Consider the following 16193-nt stretch of genomic DNA (forward strand, 5'->3'; position numbering starts at 1 on the left):
AATGCCACCCCTGCGTCGCTGCGCTCCGACTGCCCGGCCGGATGGCCGTGGAACAGGTGGCCAGATGGCCCTGGAATGCCTGGCCAGATGAGAGCGGACTGGGTGGCCGGATGGCGTGGAATCCGCATACGCCATTTCCAGCACCTTGGGTCGATGAGAGTGACGGACTCTATTCCCCCATCCTGAGATCTGTCAAACGCCTTTTCCTCATCCGGGCAAAATGATGGGTAAAGGCCAGGCTCTTGTGCAAATCGCTCCCCCAGAATTCCCCCAGCTCGTTCACTTGGAGTGGGAGCGCTCCCCCACAATTCCCCCAAATGCCCAAAAATCGCAGGCAAAGAAAAAGGGCTTAGAGATGTGGAATCCTCTAAACCCTTGATCTGTATAGCTAATATGGCGGGAAGATAGGGATTTGAACCCTAGGAACAGTCGCCTGTTCAACGGATTTCGAATCCGTCCCGTTCGGCCACTCCGGCATCTTCCCGTGGCGGCGCGAATAATAACAGCTGAAGTACGTTTGGCGAACCCCAGTTTTGAAATTTTTCACATACTTTCAGATGCTTGCGATCAAAGGCAGTTAACAACGGCAAAATCTGGCTGGTGGGAAGCTAAACAGTCGCCCACAAAAAGGGGCGCCGCAGCGCCCCTCTCTGTCGCGCTTAAGCGCGTGTTGCTGCTTAGACGGTGAGGCGCGTCAGGGCTTCGCGGTATTTGTCGGCGGTTTTTTGCGCGACGTCGGCGGGCACTGCTGGGGCTGGTGGCTCTTTGTTCCAGCCGGTGGATTCCAGCCAGTCGCGTACGAACTGCTTGTCAAAGCTTGGCGGGTTCTTGCCTTCTGCATAGCTGTCTGCTGGCCAGAAGCGACTGGAGTCCGGGGTCAGGGCTTCGTCCATCAGGGTCAGGGTGCCGTCTTCGTCCAGGCCGAATTCGAACTTGGTGTCGGCGATGATGATGCCGCGTGTGGCGGCGTATTCCACCGCTGCGCTGTACAGGGCAATGGCGGTGTCGCGCACTTTGGCGGCCAGCTCGGCGCCGATGATCGCTTCGCATTGCTCGAAGCTGATGTTCTCGTCATGGTCGCCCACGGCAGCCTTGGTCGAGGGGGTGAAAATTGGTTGCGGCAGTTTGGCCGCTTCTTTGAGGCCCGCAGGCAGTTGAATGCCGCAAACGGTGCCGCTCTTCTGGTATTCCTTCCAACCGGAGCCAACGATATAGCCTCGCACGATGGCTTCCACCGAGACTGGCTTGAGGCGCTTGGCGACTACTGCGCGGCCTTCCACCAGAGGCAGTTCGGCGGCGGGGACGATGTCTTCAACCTTGTCGCCGGTGAAGTGGTTGGGCACCAAATCCTTGAGCTTGTCGAACCAGAAGTTGGAGATGGCGGTGAGGATCTTGCCCTTTTCCGGGATCGGCTCGTTGAGGATCACGTCGAATGCCGAAAGGCGGTCGGTGGCGACCATCAGCATGCGTTTGTCGTCGATCTCGTAAAGATCACGGACTTTGCCCGAATAGATTTTCTTCAGACTCAGGGTGGTGGCTGTGCTCATGTCGGAATTTCCGCCTTTGGTAAACAAAACAGGCGAAACCCGCCGGGTTTCGCCTATTGGTATTGCCGGTGTAGCAGTTGCCTGCTGTCAGCCAAGATTTTCCTGGATCAGGTCCAGCACCTTGCGCGCCACGTCGGCGGGGGCAATGGTGTTGAGGTCTTTTTCCACGGTGACCTGCACGCTGTCGCCAACGGCGGTCAGGCGTACCTGATAGCGTTCGGCACGAGCGTCGATTTCTTCCTTGCTCGGCGCGCTGCCAAATACGCTACCGAAGAAGCCAGGTTTTTCGTCCGGCTTCTGCGCGCGCTCGGCCAGGTTGATGTAGTACACACCCAGGCTGCGGTTGATGTCGTCGATGCGCACATCTGCCATTTCCAGGGAGCGACCCACACCGGACCAGGCGCGATCGAAATCAGCACCCAGGCTCAGCACCGGGTTACCGTTACCGTCTTCGGACAGGCTGACGCGATTCGGTGCATCGTAATCACGGGCGGCCAGCAGAGAGACCGAACCACCCTGCTCTGCGCTGCGCGCCAGGGTCACGAGCATTTCATCGAGCAGCGCGGCATCCAGACTTGGATTGCTGCTGCGGTTGGTGAAGGCGACATCGGCAGTGCTGCCAGCTGGACGCTCGGCACTGACCACGAAGATTTCGCTGGTATTACGCTGCACGCCTGGCTCGATACGCACCCGCACGCGGGTTTCGGCATCTGGATTCACGCCGGAAACGCGGCTGCTCAGGCGACGCGCCATGGATTCAGACAGGGCATCAAAACGCTGCCAGGAGGTGCTGAACTCGCCCGTTTGCGGACGTTCTTCTGCAATCTGGAAGCCGTTGTCAGCAAAAAACTGACGCGCTACAGGCCAGACTTCGGCCGGTACGCGCTGCGCCACAACCCAGCGCGACTCGCCGCTCTTCTGTAGGCTGAACTCGCTGGCATCACCTGCCACAGCCAGAGCTTGCGGGCGCGGTACGATAAATTCGCCGGTATCGGTGGTGGTGGCTACCTGCTGCGGCACTGGCAACAGTGGGTCGATACGCTTGGCGTCGACGTTTGGCGGCATTTGCATCGTGGCCGTCTGACGGGCTTCGAGGTAGTCGCTGCCACGGTCACGGAAATAGCCGTTTTCGCCATAGATCCAGCCGCAACCGCTGGTACCAGCGATGATCAGGGCCAGGGCAGAGAGTCCGGTGAGTCGCTTCATGCGTAGTAATTCCTCAATTAAACCAATACGCCGGACTGGCGCAGGGCCTGACGCAGCGGTTCATGACAACGTGGGCTGAGCCAGGTCAGTGGCAGACGGATACCGTCTGGCATCAAACCCATTTCATGCAGAGCCCATTTCACCGGAATCGGGTTGGATTCGATAAACAGCGACTTGTGCAGCGGCATCAGGCGGTCGTTGATGGCGCGGGCAATCGCCGCTTCACCGCGCATGGCTGCTGCGCACAGATCGCTCATCGCGCGCGGGGCGACGTTGGCGGTTACCGAGATATTGCCCTTGCCGCCCATCAGCATCAGCTCTACGGCGGTGGCGTCATCGCCGGAATAGACCAGGAAATCCTTGCTCACGCGATCCAGAACTTCCTGGCCGCGCTGCAGGTCACCCGTGGCTTCCTTGATACCGATGATGTTGTCGATCTTGGCCAGACGCTCAACGGTTTCCGGCAGCATGTCGCAGACCGTACGGCCCGGCACGTTGTAGAGGATCTGAGGGATGGCAACCGATTCGGCGATATGGCGGAAGTGCAGGTACAGGCCTTCCTGAGTCGGCTTGTTGTAATACGGGGTGACCAGCAGGCAGGCGTCGGCGCCGACATCTTTAGCAGCGCGGGTCAGTTCGACCGACTCTCGGGTGGAGTTGCCACCGGTACCGGCGATGACTGGAATACGTCCGGCAACCTGATCGACCACACGACGGATCACTTCTACGTGTTCACCCACGTCAAGCGTGGCGGACTCACCTGTGGTGCCGACCGCGACGATGGCGTTGGTGCCCTCTTGCAGGTGGAAATCCACCAGTTTGCTCAGGCCGTCCCAATCAAGACCACCTTGTGCATCCATGGGCGTAACCAGTGCCACCATACTGCCCGCAATCATGCAACCGCTCCTGCCGGAAAAAGAGAGCGGTAATGGTACTGGGGCCACCTGCCTTGCACAAGCGAAGTACCTCGGCAACGCGTATACAATCTTTCTCAGGCAAACGCGGCACATTCCACATCGCCAAGCCCTGCCGGCATTCCCCTGAGCGGTGCTTTTCGCTACCCTTCCGGCTTTGATCGGTGCTGTATAAACAGCTCGACCGCTTATTGTTTAGGAAGGCTGCATGTCCACCCCCCCAGTTCGCGAACAATTCCTGCTTATCAGCGCCCTTGGTCCCAACGCCATGGAGCTGACTAACGTGCTCTGCCGCACCAGTCACGAGAACCGTTGCGCCGTGGTCAGTACTCGCCTCAGCCGACATGGTGAGTACAGCGCACTGGTCTTGCAGATATCCGGCAGCTGGGATGCACTGGCTCGCTTGGAGTCAAGCCTGCCGGCGCTGGCGAAGAAGCACAGCTTCTCGGTCAATGTGATTCGCAGCGCCGCCTCGGAAAGCCGCCCACAAGCGCTGCCGTATGTAGCGTATGTCAGCTCGGCCTACCGCCCAGATATTCTTAATGAGTTGTGCCAGTTCTTTCTCGATCACCACGTCGAGCTGGAAAATCTCACCTGTGACACCTACCAGGCACCGCAGACCGGCGGCACCATGCTCAACGCCACCCTGACTGTGACCTTGCCAGCCGGCACGCAGATCAGCTGGTTGCGTGATCAGTTCCTCGACTTTGCCGATGCGTTGAATCTGGACGCTTTGATTGAACCCTGGCGTCCACAGAACCCATAAAGGAGCAGCACGATATGGCCGTAGTACTCGACACCCCGGTTGCAGATTTTCAGGCAGAGGCCACCAGCGGCCAGACCGTAAAGCTGTCCGCACTCAAAGGCCAGCAAGTGGTGATCTACTTTTACCCGAAGGACAGCACGCCGGGCTGCACCACCGAGGGCCAGGGTTTTCGCGACCAATACTCGGCGTTTCAGGCAGCTAACACGCTGATCTTCGGCGTATCGCGCGACAGCCTGAAATCCCACGAGAACTTCAAGTGTAAGCAGGAATTCCCCTTTGAGCTGATCTCTGACAAGGATGAAGTCATTTGCCAGCTGTTCGATGTGATCAAGCTGAAGAAGCTCTACGGCAAGGAATACCTGGGCGTGGACCGCAGCACCTTCCTGATCGATAAAGAGGGTGTATTGCGCCAGGAATGGCGTGGCGTGAAAGTACCCGGGCATGTCGATGCAGTACTGGCCGCAGCCCAGGCACTGAATAAAGCCTGAATCGCGCGCGCAAAAAAGCCGGTCAATTGACCGGCTTTTTATTGTCTGCGGATTAATCCGCCGTTATCTGCTCACTGCGTGGCCAGGCATCGATCACAGCCTTGAATAGCGTGGCCAACGGGATGGCGAAGAACACGCCCCAGAAGCCCCACATGCCGCCAAACAGCAGCACCGCGCAGATGATCGCCACCGGGTGCAGATTGACCGCCTCGGAGAACAGCAGCGGCACCAGGACGTTGCCGTCCAGCGCCTGAATGATCCCGTAGACCACCATCAGGTAAATGAACTGGTCACCAAGTCCCCACTGGAATAGCCCGATCAGCGCCACCGGCACAGTGACCACCACGGCGCCGATATATGGCACTACCACCGACAGACCGACCAACAAGGCCAGCAGCGCGGCGTAGTTAAGCCCCAAGTAGGCAAACGCGATGTAGGTGACCACACCACAGATAATGATTTCGATCACCTTGCCGCGAATGTAGTTGGCAATCTGCTTGTTCATCTCCTCAGCCACTTGAGTGATCAACGCACGTTCACGCGGCAGATAACCACGAAACCACGCACTGATCAGCTCGCGATCCTTGAGGAAGAAGAACACCAGAATCGGCACCAGCACGAGGTAGATCATGATGCTGACCAGCATCGGCAAGCTTGATAAGGAAAACGACAGTGCCCACTGGCCAAACTTGCCAACCTCACCCCGCACACCCTCAATTAACTGCAGCACCTGCACATCGGTAATCAGCGTCGGATAACGCTCCGGCAGCAGCAGAAACAGCGACTGCCACTCGCCAAGCATGCGCGGCAGCTCATTGAACAAGGTGCTCAACTGTTGCCAAAGCAGTGGCATCAACACCAACAGAAACAGCCCTAGCATGCTTAAAAACAGAGTAAACACCAGCCACACTGCCACCACTTGCGGCAAACGCAGACGTTCAAAGGCATTCACCAACCCCTGCATCAGAAACGCCAGCACCAAGCCGGTCAGCACTGGAGCCAACATGCCGCCTAGGTTCAGGATCGCGGCAAAACCCAACACCAACAGCACCGCGAGCACCACCGCCTGCTCATCAGAAAAATAGCGATGAAACCAATCCTGAAACACCTTGAACATCGTGACTCCTTACGTGAGCAGCGCCTACAAAGGCATCCCTATGAACCGCACTTGTCGTCGCAGCTGCTAGGCCTTGCGCAGCCAATAGCGATACACACCACTATCGACCTCTTCACGCAACAGACTATGCCCGGCCAGGCTGGCGAAGGCACGGAAATCCCGCTGCGAGCCGGCATCAGTGGCCTCAACCTTGAGCACCGCGCCACTGGCCAGGCGGTTTAGCTCCAGCTTGGCTTTGAGTAAAGGTAGCGGGCAGTTAAGCCCGCAGGCGTCCAGTTGCGCGTCGAAGTCCTCGGCACGCCATTGCATATCAGTCATTGAGCCACTCCAGGAAGGCCGCAAGGATACCCAAGGGCGTACAACCCTGGCCAGCACCGCCGCCAGCCAGCTACAGTAGCGCCTTTGTTCGACACGAGCTTTGTGCATGAGCCTTCTGCGCCCTACCCTGTTGACGCTGGCCTGCCTGCTGGCAGCCCCCGCCACGGCCAGTGACCTGCCCTCCCTTGGCGATGCCAGTTCCGCCATCGTTTCCCCACAGCAAGAGCACCAGCTGGGCCGCGCCTGGCTGAGCCTGGTTCGCGGCCAGGTCAGCCAGCTCGACGATCCACAGCTCAAGGACTTCGTCGAAACCAGCGTCTATCGCCTGAGCGAAACCAGCCAACTGCAGGATCGACGCCTGGAGTTTGTTCTGCTCAACAGCCCACAGATCAACGCCTTTGCTGCGCCCGGTGGAATTGTCGGGGTCAACGGCGGCCTGTTTCTCTATGCGCAGACCGAAGCCGAGTACGCCTCGGTTATGGCTCACGAACTGGCGCATTTGTCACAACGCCACTTCGCTCGAGGGCTAGAAGCACAGCAGCGCATGCAGATCCCGGTGATGGCCGGACTGCTCGCCGGGATCGTCGCAGCGGCGGCTGGCGCTGGCGACCTGGGCATCGCCGCCATCGCCTCGACCCAAGCAGCAGCGATGCAGGAACAACGACGCTTCTCTCGACAAAATGAGCAGGAAGCCGACCGCATCGGTCTGGTCAACCTGGAAAAAGCCGGCTTCGATCCGCGCGCCATGCCCAGCATGTTCGAGCGACTGATGCGCCAGTACCGCTATGATCGCAAGCCGCCAGAGTTCCTTCTCACTCACCCAGTGTCGGAATCGCGTATCGCCGACACCCGCAACCGCGCCGAGCAGTACAACGCGTCAGGGATCACTGACAGCGTGCGCTACCAGCTGATGCGCGCACGCGTGCAGCTGATCTACGAAGAAACCCCAGGCGTCGCCGCCAAACGCTTTCGCAACATGCTCGACGAGAATCCGCAGCTGGAAGCCGCCCGCTATGGCTTGGCGATTGCGCTGATCAAGAGCGGGCAGCACAAAGAAGCCCGCGAAGCGTTGCAACCTCTGCTCGCCAAATCCCCCAACGACGTCACCTACAACCTGGCGCACGTTGAACTGGATATGGCTGCCAATCGCCTAGGCGACGCGCAAAGCCGGATCACCCGCTTGCTGACCCTTTATCCGAACAATTACCCCGTCAACCAGGCGCATATCGATCTGCTGATGAAGCAGGTGCGCACTCAGGAAGCCGAGCGCGCCCTCGACGACATGCTGAAAAGTCGCGGCAAAGATCCGGATGTCTGGTATCAGGTAGCCGAAGTGCGCGGCCTGAGCGGCAATACCATCGGCCTGCACCAAGCCCGTGGCGAATTCTTCGCCCTGGTCGGCGACTACAACCAGGCCTTGGAACAGCTCGACTTTGCCAAGCGCCGCGCCAGCAACAACTTCCAACTCGCCTCACGCATCGACGCCAGGCAGCGCGAGCTGATGGAAGAACAGCGCATCATCGAGCAGATGCTTCGCTAGCACTGCTCGCCCTAGAGACGAAAAAGCCAGGCAAATGCCTGGCTTTTTTATACAGCTCGCTTAAGCGTTGCCGCTCAGCTTGAGCCGCGCTGCCTGGGTAAAGTCGAGCATACGCTTGAGCGGCTTGATCGCTTTGGGGATCAAAGCCGGGTCGACGAATATCTCGTTACTACCCTCACGCAAGCACTCCAAGGTGCGCTGCAGAGTATTCATGGCCATCCACGGACAATGCGCGCAGCTACGGCAAGCAGCGCCGTTGCCGGCAGTGGGCGCGGCAACAAACTCCTTGTCCGGACACAGCTGCTGCATTTTGTAGAAGATGCCAGCGTCGGTGGCGACGATAAAGGTCTTGTTCGGCAGACGCTGCGCCGCGGCGATCAGCTGACTGGTAGAACCCACTGCATCGGCCAGATCGATCACCGCTGTCGGCGACTCGGGGTGCACCAGCACGGCGGCATCCGGATACAGCGCCTTCATATCTTCCAGCTGCTTGGCTTTGAACTCTTCGTGAACGATGCAGGCGCCGTCCCAAAGCAGCATGTCAGCGCCGGTTTTGTTCTGGATATAACGCCCCAGGTGTTGATCCGGTGCCCAGATGATGCTTTCGCCGTTATCCATCAGGTGCTCAACAATCTCCACCGCGCAGCTGGAGGTCACCACCCAATCAGCCCGCGCCTTCACCGCCGCCGAGGTATTGGCATATACCACTACCGTCCGCTGCGGGTGCTGATCGCAGAACGCCGAAAACTCTTCCACCGGACAACCCAGATCAAGCGAGCAAGTCGCCTCAAGCGTCGGCATCAGCACGCGCTTTTCGGGATTAAGGATTTTCGCCGTTTCGCCCATGAATTTTACGCCGGCCACCAACACAGTCTGCGCCGGGTGCTGATTGCCAAAGCGTGCCATCTCCAGCGAGTCGGAAACGCAGCCACCCGTTTCTTCGGCCAGCGCCTGCAACACCGGGTCGCAGTAATAGTGTGCGACCAGTACGGCATTTTGCTTTTTCAGCTCTGCGGCGATTTCGCTGCGGTAAAAAGCCTCTTGCTCAGGCGTGAGCGGCTTGGGCTGCTTGGCATCGAGGTGGGCTTGTACCAGCAGGCGTTCGGAAATCTGGGTCATGTCATCAGGCTCTGAATATGCTTTCAGTGCAGCGAGTATACCGCCTGCATGGCACGGCGCAGACAGCTTACGGCCAGACACAGGTAGTAAATTACGGATAAAAAAAAACCTGAAAATTCTTTTATAAGAACTTTCAGGCTTCTTTAACCTTCCGAAGAAGGGAATATGGTGGGTCGTGTGGGATTCGAACCTACGACCAATTGGTTAAAAGCCAACTGCTCTACCAACTGAGCTAACGACCCGACGCGAAGCGCATGATACTGATTTAATTCAGGAATTCAACACTTCGCGGAAAATTTTTTAGAAATAACGAGTGGGATCAACCAACCCTGCGGCAGTAAAGCCCGCTGCACGCAGACGACAGCTGTCACATTTACCGCAGGCACGGCCCTGATCATCAGCCTGGTAGCAAGAGACAGTCAGCGCGTAATCAACGCCCTGCTGAACGCCAGCCTGAACGATCTCGGCCTTGCTCATGGCCTGCAGTGGAGCCTGAATGCGAAAGCCCTGCCCTTCTACACCGGTCTTGGTAGCCAGATTGGCCATACGCTCGAAAGCCTCAACAAACTCCGGACGGCAATCGGGGTAACCGGAATAATCCACCGCGTTTACACCGATAAAAATATCCCGAGCGCCCAACACCTCAGCCCAACCCAACGCAAGCGACAGGAAAACCGTATTGCGCGCTGGCACGTAAGTTACCGGAATGCCTTCGGTCGGGCTTTCCGGCACCTCGATACTGGAATCAGTCAGCGCCGAGCCACCCATGCCATTCAGGTTCAGGCCGATCACCTTGTGCTCAACCACCCCCAACTGCCGCGCCACCTGCTCGGCCGCCTGCAACTCGGAGCGATGCCGCTGACCGTAATCAAAACTCATGGTGTAACAGCTGTAGCCATCGGCTTTGGCCAACGCCACCACGGTGGCCGAATCCAGGCCGCCTGACAGCAGAATTACCGCTTTCTTATCGCTCATATCAATGTCCCGGCTCATCATTCCAGAGAATCTTGTGCAGCTGCATTTGCAGGCGAACCGGCAGGTTGTCGGCAATGATCCACTCAGCCAACGAACGCGCATCTAGCTCATGGTGACTCGGCGACATCAGCACTTCGCTAACGCGCTGATCCAGGCGGTACTGGATTAGCTTGCTCACCGCCCAGTCATAGTCCTCACGGGAGCAGATCACGAACTTGACCTGATCATTCGGCGTCAGCAGGTCAATATTCTCATAGCGGTTACGCGCCACTTCGGCCGAGCCTGGGGTTTTCAGGTCGAGGACCTTGCTTACCCGCGGGTCGACAGCGGAAACATCCAAAGCGCCACTGGTCTCCAGTGACACCTCATAACCGGCATCACACAGACGTTTGAGCAAAGGAATGCAGTTGGGTTGCGCCAGCGGCTCACCGCCAGTCACACAGATATAACGCGGCTTGTAGCCGGCCACCTGCAGGGCGATGGCGTCCAGCGACATGATCTCGCCACCACTGAAGGCATAGGCGGTGTCGCAGTATTGGCAACGCAGAGGACAGCCGGTCAGGCGAACGAACACCGTCGGCAAGCCGGCGGTGCGCGTCTCGCCCTGCAGCGAGTAGAAAACCTCGGTAATGCGCAGGGTATCTTGCATATCAGCCACGGGCGTGACAGCTAAACAGGCTGTCCGCCTCCGTTGCGGGAAAAGGGGCGCGGATTGTATACGAAATAGATTAAGGGTGAAATTTTTAACGTCGCGCGGCGACGAACAGAGACTGACCGCCAGGATGGCTGGCCATAAAAATCTGGGAGAACTTTAACGCTATTCAGCGACCACCCCATTGGGGAAAAGCAGTAATGGCTGCCAATAAAAAACCCGCGCTAAGCGCGGGTTTCTTGATCAAGCATTCAGCTTTAAGGCAAGCGCTGCAAATCACGCTGCGCCAGCTGAGCTGCCGAGCTGCCCGGGTACTGCGCAATTACTTGCTGCAGAATGCCCTTGGCTTTGTCACTGTTGCCCAGACGCTGCTCGACATCAGCCAGCTTGAACAGCGAATCTGGCACTTTGGCGTGGCTCGGGTAAGTCTGACTGACCCGCGCAAAGGCCTGGCCAGCGCCCTGTAAATCACCCTTAGCCAGATTTACCTCGCCCAGCCAATACTGCGCGTTGCCAGCGTACTGACTGCTGGGGTATTTGCGCAGGAAAGCGGCAAAAGCCTGACTGGCTTTGTCGAAGTCCTTGGCTTTGATCAAATCAAAGGCCGCTTCGTAGAACAGCTTTTCCTTTGCTGGATCGGCCGGCTCATTACTGGCCGGCGCTTGTGCCTGCCCCACCGCTGGCGGAGTAGGCGTACCACCGGCATTAATTGCACCGGCAGTTGAAGAATTCTGGCCGACTGCAGCACCTGCTGCACCACCACTCACACGTCGATCAAGATCCTGATAACGCTCCAGGCTTTCTTGTTTCAGACGCTGAATTTCATTCTGTTGCTCTTCAAGCGTACCGCGCAGCTGCGCGATCTCTTCCTGCATCTGCTGCAACTGGTTGAACAGCATGCCCTGCGCCGTGACAGGGGCAGCAGCCCCTGTCACGACGGAGGTGCCGGACGTACCGTAACCAGCAGGCGGGTAACTGCTGCCGTAACCGGCATTGTTATCCACCACGGGAACCTCAGCCCACGCCGCAAGCGGCAGGCTGAGCGCCAAAACGGTTAAAGCACGACGGCACGTACGCATATCGAATTACTTACGCAGTTCGACGCGACGGTTTTGAGCCCAGGAGGACTCGTCGTTGCCAGTGGCGATTGCGCGCTCTTCACCGTAGGAAACCAGTTCCAGTTGAGCTGGCGAAACGCCCTGCAGTACCAGGTAACGCTGCACAGCTTTGGCGCGACGCTCGCCCAGAGCCATGTTGTATTCACGAGTACCGCGCTCGTCAGCGTGGCCTTCCAGAACTACGCGAGCGCCATTGCCTTGCAGGTCTTTGGCGTGCACGTCCAGAGCGCGCATGGCCTCTGGCTTCAGGTCGGAGCTGTCGTATTCGAAGTAGAAGGTGGTGATAGCGCGCAGAGCAGCTTCTTCGCTCAGGCTGCCATCAACAGCGCCAGTGTTGGCACCGTAACCAGCGTTTGGATCGGTAGCGCCTTCGCCAGCAGCGTCGCCGCCTTTCGAGGAGCAACCAACTGCAACGGCCAGAGCCAGGCTCAGGGCAGCAAACTTACCAAATTTCAGCATTTCCATCATGTAACTCCTAATGAACCCCAGTGTGTTAAGCAGTATTTCAGACAGCAAAAAAGGTGTAGCACCGCATCAGTTCAGGTAAGGGGACCAAGAAGGCTCTCGAACTTCGCCTTGAGCGGTAGGAAGAGGGAGCCTCACGCGACCATTGGTGGACGCTAATACTAAGACTCCCCGGCCCTGCTGGCGGGTGGCGTAGATTACCATGGTGCCGTTGGGCGCGACAGTAGGCGACTCATCCAGACTGGTATCGGACAGAATACGCAAATTGCCACGCTGCAGGTCTTGTGCCGCCACTTTGAATACTGTGTATCCGTCCTGGCGATGGATCATCACCAGAGTCTTCTCATCCGCCGACAGCTTCGGGTTGGCGTTGTAGTTACCGATAAAGGTCACGCGCTCTGCCGAACCGCCGTTGATATTGGTCTTGTAGATCTGTGGCTTGCCGGAGCGATCCGAGGTGAAGTAAAGGGTCTGACCGTCCTTACCCCAGAATGGTTCGGTATCAATCGATGGCTGATTGGTCACACGACGCAACTGGCGAGAGCCCATGTCCATCACATAGATTTCCGGATTGCCGTCACGCGACAGCACGAACGCCAGCCGATTGCCATCCGGCGACCAGGCTGGCGCGCCATTCAGGCCTTCAAAATTGGTGATCTGCTCGCGGCGACCGGTATCGATGTGCTGGACGAAGATACGTGGACGCTTCTGCTCGAAAGAGACGTAAGCAATACGACGACCATCCGGAGCGAACGACGGCGAAAGAATCGGCTCGCGCGATTGCAACAGAGTCACTGCACGGGCGCCGTCATAGTCGGAACGCTGCAGGGTGTAGCGGGTGTTGTTAACTGCAAAACGCTCGGCTGTTACATACAGCATACGCGTCGAGAACGCACCCTTAACGCCGGTGAGCTTCTCGAAGGACTGGTCAGCGATGTGGTGCGCCATGTCACGCAGCTGATCGACACCGCCACCCACGCTGCCGGTCATGACCTGCTGCTGAGTGGTGACGTTGAACAAGGCGAACTGGATCTGCAGACGACCAGCGTTCGGCAAAATGTTGCCAACCAGTACGTACTGCGCACCCAACGCTTGCCAATCGCGGTAGATCACTTCAGCCGCCTGAGTCGGCAGGCTGATCATGTTCTGCCGCGGGATCGGCTCGAATACGCCGGAATTGCGCAGGTCATTGCCGATGATGTCAGCCATATCCTCGGGTAACACACTGCCGCCCTGCCAGCCAAACGGCACTACGGCGATGGGGGTGGCACGGTCAGTACCACTGCTGATCACCAGCGGATCAGCGGCCTGAGCAGTACCGACCAATAAGGTCAGACCGAACAGAACAATACGCATCAGGGTATTCACAGACCTAAATCCTCCGGTTTGAAGACAGCGCGACGCTGCCGGTATAGGCGATCAAAAGTGGCTCTGTCCAGTTGCTGCATTTCAGCAATACGGCCCACGTTACGCACCGCCTGTACAGCAGAGTTGTCAAAAGGCGAGTCGCCACTGGAGCGCGTCACGCTGGCATTAGTAATGGTGCCATCAGGCAGCATTTCGATCAGCACTTCTACACTCATGCCATTACGCGCAGATGGCGGACGCCGCCATTGCTGGCTGACCAGCATTACAATCAAATCATCCAGGCTACCAGCGACTTCATCGCCGACCGTGTCAGCGATTGCCTGCTGGCGCCCGACATCCTCAGAAAGCAACTCGGCCAGTGCAGCAGCCTTCTTGTCTTCTACAGCTTTACGCTGCGCCGCTTCTGCCGCCTTTTTCTTGGCATCATCCGCTTTTTTCTTCTTTGCAGCTTCAGCGGCGGCTTTCTTCTTCGCCTCTTCTGCCGCTTTTTTCTTTGCATCTTCAGCGGCTTTTTTCTTCGCCGCCTCATCCGCGGCTTTCTTCTTGGCTACATCAGCGAGCTTCTTCTGCTCAGCAGCCTTTTTGTCAGCCTCGGCTTTTTTGGCCTCTTGGGCTTTCTGAACCTCTTGCGCTTTCTTTTGTTCCGCAGCCTTGGCCGCTACTTTTTCCTGCTCAGCTTTTTTCTGTTCAAGCTGCTCGGTTTCGTACACAGGAGCGGTGGTTTTCTTGGTTTCGCCTGCAATCTTCTGATTGGTCTGAGTGGTGGCCTGGCTTTGTGATTTCAGCTTGTACAGGGTGGCTTGCACCACCGGCTTGGCCGGCGGCAGATCCGGGGCAAAGGCGAAACTGACGAACAACATGGCAAACATGATGACGTGCAGGCCCACAGCCCAGACAACCGGCCAAAACAGACTTTCCGAAGGCGAGCGTTCGCGCTGGTCGTGCATCAGGGGGCCTCAGTGATCAGCCCGACGTTACCCACGTCAGCCTGCTGCAAACCGCTCATGGCCGCCATGATGGTGCCGTAATCAACGGTTTTGTCGCCGCGCACAAACACCTGAACCTGCTTACCGGTGGCCCGGCTCTGGCTGATGATCGCCGTCACAGCCCGAGTCATCTCTTCCAATGTCAGCGCTTTGTCCTGAACTGTGTCGACATCGACTTCAGTGCCCATATTCCAGTAATAGGTCTTGTCGGCCTTGATCGAGATGGTCAACACCTGCGCGTTGTTATCTTGCGGCAGGGCTTCACTGCTGACTTTCGGCAGATCGACCTTGACCCCCTGGTTGAGCATGGGCGCGGTCACCATAAAAATCACCAGCAATACCAACATCACATCGATGTAAGGCACCACGTTCATCTCGGCGACGGGCTTGCGTCTGTTGCGAATTCTGGCCATGACTTAAAACCTTTCTTAAGAGCGCCTAAGGCTTAGTCGTCGCTGGTGTGGACTTTACGGTGCAAAATCGCCTGGAACTCGTCAGCGAAGGTGTAATAACGACCGATCAGCATTTCGCCACGGGCGGCGAAACGGTTGTAGGCAATAACTGCAGGAATCGCGGCAAACAAACCAATAGCAGTAGCAATCAGCGCCTCAGCAATACCCGGCGCCACAGTAGCCAGCGTCGCTTGCTGCACCTGAGCCAGGCCACGGAAGGAGTTCATGATGCCCCACACGGTACCGAACAGACCGATGTACGGGCTGGTGGAACCGACCGTGGCGAGAAACGGCAGGCTCTGCTCAAGCTTCTCTTCTTCACGCGAGATGGCCACGCGCATAGCACGCGCTACGGCATCCATCACTGCATCCGGATCGACACCGGCCTGCTGACGCAGGCGCGAGAATTCTTTAAAGCCAGCGCGAAAAATCTGCTCCAGACCTGAGTCCGGGTCCGGGTTGCTGCCCGCCTGGCGGTAGAGCTTTGACAGGTCAATACCCGACCAGAAGCGCTCTTCGAAGTTATCCAGGGCGCGCTTGGCTGCCCGCAGCAGCGCAGTGCGCTGAAAGATCATGACCCAGGACATGACCGATGCGGCCACCAGTGTCAGCATTACCAGTTGCACCACCAGACTGGCGTTGCTGATCAGACTCCACATTGACATGTGGTCAACGGCGTTGGCTTCCACGCTTACTCTCCTGCTCTAGATGTACCCGCGCCGCCCTGCCCGGCAAAGGCCGTGTGCAGAGCTTGGGGAATAGCCCGGGGTTTCAAATTGTCGGCGCGCACACAGGCCACCATAAACTGCCCTTCACAAAGCAGCGTATCATCCGTTGCTCGCCTGACCTGTTGACGAAAACGCAGGCTGGCACGGTTCAATTCACTCACTTCAGCGCTCACCAGCAACTCATCGTCGAGCCTGGCTGGCGCGTGGTAGCGCGCTTCAGCCGAGTGCACAACGAACAACAGGCCCTCCTCGGCCAACGTAGACTGGAGAAAGCCCAGATCACGCAGGCGCTCGGTACGAGCCCGTTCCATAAATTTGAGGTAATTGACGTAGTAGACGATGCCGCCTGCATCAGTGTCTTCGAAATAAACCCGACAACGATGGGTGAACGGCGTAACTCCGTTTTGCGCGCGCATACTCTAGTGCCAGCTCCT

General features: G+C 57.9%; 17 protein-coding genes, 2 tRNA genes and 1 pseudogene. 3 read left to right on the forward strand and 17 right to left on the reverse strand.

The window, feature by feature from the left end; genetic code table 11:
* Nucleotides 1-394: 394 nt before the first annotated feature.
* From HBN63_RS17505 to dapA, 4 genes are all read right to left on the reverse strand, one after another.
* A tRNA-Ser gene (locus HBN63_RS17505) sits at nt 395-484 on the reverse strand.
* Between the two features lie 193 nt (nt 485-677).
* Nucleotides 678-1547 carry a phosphoribosylaminoimidazolesuccinocarboxamide synthase gene (locus HBN63_RS17510; protein WP_170050296.1) on the reverse strand — a complete coding sequence of 290 codons (870 nt, stop codon included), beginning with the start codon at nt 1545-1547 and terminating at the stop codon, nt 678-680.
* Between the two features lie 87 nt (nt 1548-1634).
* Nucleotides 1635-2753 carry an outer membrane protein assembly factor BamC gene (gene bamC / locus HBN63_RS17515; RefSeq protein ID WP_170050297.1) on the reverse strand — a complete coding sequence of 373 codons (1119 nt, stop codon included), beginning with the start codon at nt 2751-2753 and terminating at the stop codon, nt 1635-1637.
* Between the two features lie 17 nt (nt 2754-2770).
* Nucleotides 2771-3649 (reverse strand): 4-hydroxy-tetrahydrodipicolinate synthase, encoded by an 879-nt coding sequence (dapA, locus tag HBN63_RS17520; RefSeq protein WP_170050298.1) that lies wholly within the window; start codon nt 3647-3649, stop codon nt 2771-2773.
* Between the two features lie 226 nt (nt 3650-3875).
* Between dapA and HBN63_RS17525 the strand changes: the two genes are divergently transcribed.
* Together HBN63_RS17525 and HBN63_RS17530 are read left to right on the forward strand one after the other, a co-directional pair.
* Nucleotides 3876-4433 carry a glycine cleavage system protein R gene (locus HBN63_RS17525; RefSeq protein WP_090252644.1) on the forward strand — a complete coding sequence of 186 codons (558 nt, stop codon included), beginning with the start codon at nt 3876-3878 and terminating at the stop codon, nt 4431-4433.
* A 14-nt stretch (nt 4434-4447) separates the two neighbouring features.
* On the forward strand, nt 4448-4921 hold the full coding sequence (locus HBN63_RS17530) for a peroxiredoxin (protein WP_170050299.1): 474 nt from the start codon (nt 4448-4450) through the stop codon (nt 4919-4921).
* Between the two features lie 52 nt (nt 4922-4973).
* Here HBN63_RS17530 and HBN63_RS17535 read toward each other — a convergent pair whose 3' ends face one another.
* Together HBN63_RS17535 and HBN63_RS17540 are read right to left on the reverse strand one after the other, a co-directional pair.
* Complete coding sequence (locus HBN63_RS17535; RefSeq protein ID WP_170050300.1) at nt 4974-6038, reverse strand: AI-2E family transporter; 1065 nt, start codon at nt 6036-6038, stop codon at nt 4974-4976.
* Nucleotides 6039-6104: 66 nt separating this feature from the next.
* Complete coding sequence (locus HBN63_RS17540) at nt 6105-6356, reverse strand: sulfurtransferase TusA family protein (protein WP_090252637.1); 252 nt, start codon at nt 6354-6356, stop codon at nt 6105-6107.
* A 106-nt stretch (nt 6357-6462) separates the two neighbouring features.
* Between HBN63_RS17540 and HBN63_RS17545 the strand changes: the two genes are divergently transcribed.
* Complete coding sequence (locus HBN63_RS17545) at nt 6463-7896, forward strand: M48 family metalloprotease (protein ID WP_160087514.1); 1434 nt, start codon at nt 6463-6465, stop codon at nt 7894-7896.
* Between the two features lie 60 nt (nt 7897-7956).
* On the opposite strand, the gene nadA is transcribed toward HBN63_RS17545, so the two are convergent.
* The 11 genes and pseudogenes from nadA to ybgC all read right to left on the reverse strand — a co-directional run bounded on the left by nadA (nt 7957) and on the right by ybgC (nt 16175).
* The gene (gene nadA, locus HBN63_RS17550; RefSeq protein WP_160087516.1) at nt 7957-9015 is read right to left on the reverse strand and encodes a quinolinate synthase NadA; all 1059 of its coding nucleotides are present in this window, start codon (nt 9013-9015) and stop codon (nt 7957-7959) included.
* A 166-nt stretch (nt 9016-9181) separates the two neighbouring features.
* A tRNA-Lys gene (locus tag HBN63_RS17555) sits at nt 9182-9257 on the reverse strand.
* 58 nt (nt 9258-9315) lie between these two features.
* Entirely contained in the window at nt 9316-9990 is a 675-nt protein-coding gene (gene queC, locus HBN63_RS17560; RefSeq protein WP_170050301.1) for a 7-cyano-7-deazaguanine synthase QueC, read from the reverse strand.
* Nucleotide 9991: 1 nt separating this feature from the next.
* A complete protein-coding gene (gene queE, locus HBN63_RS17565; protein ID WP_170050302.1) occupies nt 9992-10639 on the reverse strand; it encodes a 7-carboxy-7-deazaguanine synthase QueE in 648 nt (215 codons plus the stop codon).
* A gap of 260 nt (nt 10640-10899) precedes the next feature.
* On the reverse strand, nt 10900-11721 hold the full coding sequence (ybgF, locus tag HBN63_RS17570) for a tol-pal system protein YbgF (RefSeq protein ID WP_170050303.1): 822 nt from the start codon (nt 11719-11721) through the stop codon (nt 10900-10902).
* A 6-nt stretch (nt 11722-11727) separates the two neighbouring features.
* A complete protein-coding gene (gene pal / locus HBN63_RS17575; protein ID WP_090252626.1) occupies nt 11728-12225 on the reverse strand; it encodes a peptidoglycan-associated lipoprotein Pal in 498 nt (165 codons plus the stop codon).
* A 69-nt stretch (nt 12226-12294) separates the two neighbouring features.
* Nucleotides 12295-13593: a Tol-Pal system beta propeller repeat protein TolB gene (gene tolB, locus HBN63_RS17580; RefSeq protein ID WP_170050304.1), complete on the reverse strand. Its 1299-nt coding sequence runs from the start codon at nt 13591-13593 to the stop codon at nt 12295-12297.
* Complete coding sequence (tolA, locus tag HBN63_RS17585; RefSeq protein ID WP_170050305.1) at nt 13590-14540, reverse strand: cell envelope integrity protein TolA; 951 nt, start codon at nt 14538-14540, stop codon at nt 13590-13592. The genes tolB and tolA overlap by 4 nt, the downstream gene beginning before the upstream one ends.
* Entirely contained in the window at nt 14540-14992 is a 453-nt protein-coding gene (tolR, locus tag HBN63_RS17590; RefSeq protein ID WP_170050306.1) for a protein TolR, read from the reverse strand. Before tolR ends, tolA begins: the two co-directional genes overlap by 1 nt.
* 32 nt (nt 14993-15024) lie before the next feature.
* Nucleotides 15025-15720 (reverse strand): protein TolQ, encoded by a 696-nt coding sequence (tolQ, locus tag HBN63_RS17595; protein ID WP_090252616.1) that lies wholly within the window; start codon nt 15718-15720, stop codon nt 15025-15027.
* A pseudogene (ybgC, locus tag HBN63_RS17600) lies at nt 15701-16175 on the reverse strand (tol-pal system-associated acyl-CoA thioesterase). Before ybgC ends, tolQ begins: the two are co-directional and overlap by 20 nt.
* Between the last annotated feature and the right edge of the window lie 18 nt (nt 16176-16193).

Source organism: Pseudomonas sp. WS 5011, from assembly GCF_012985775.1.
Taxonomy (GTDB): domain Bacteria; phylum Pseudomonadota; class Gammaproteobacteria; order Pseudomonadales; family Pseudomonadaceae; genus Aquipseudomonas; species Aquipseudomonas peli.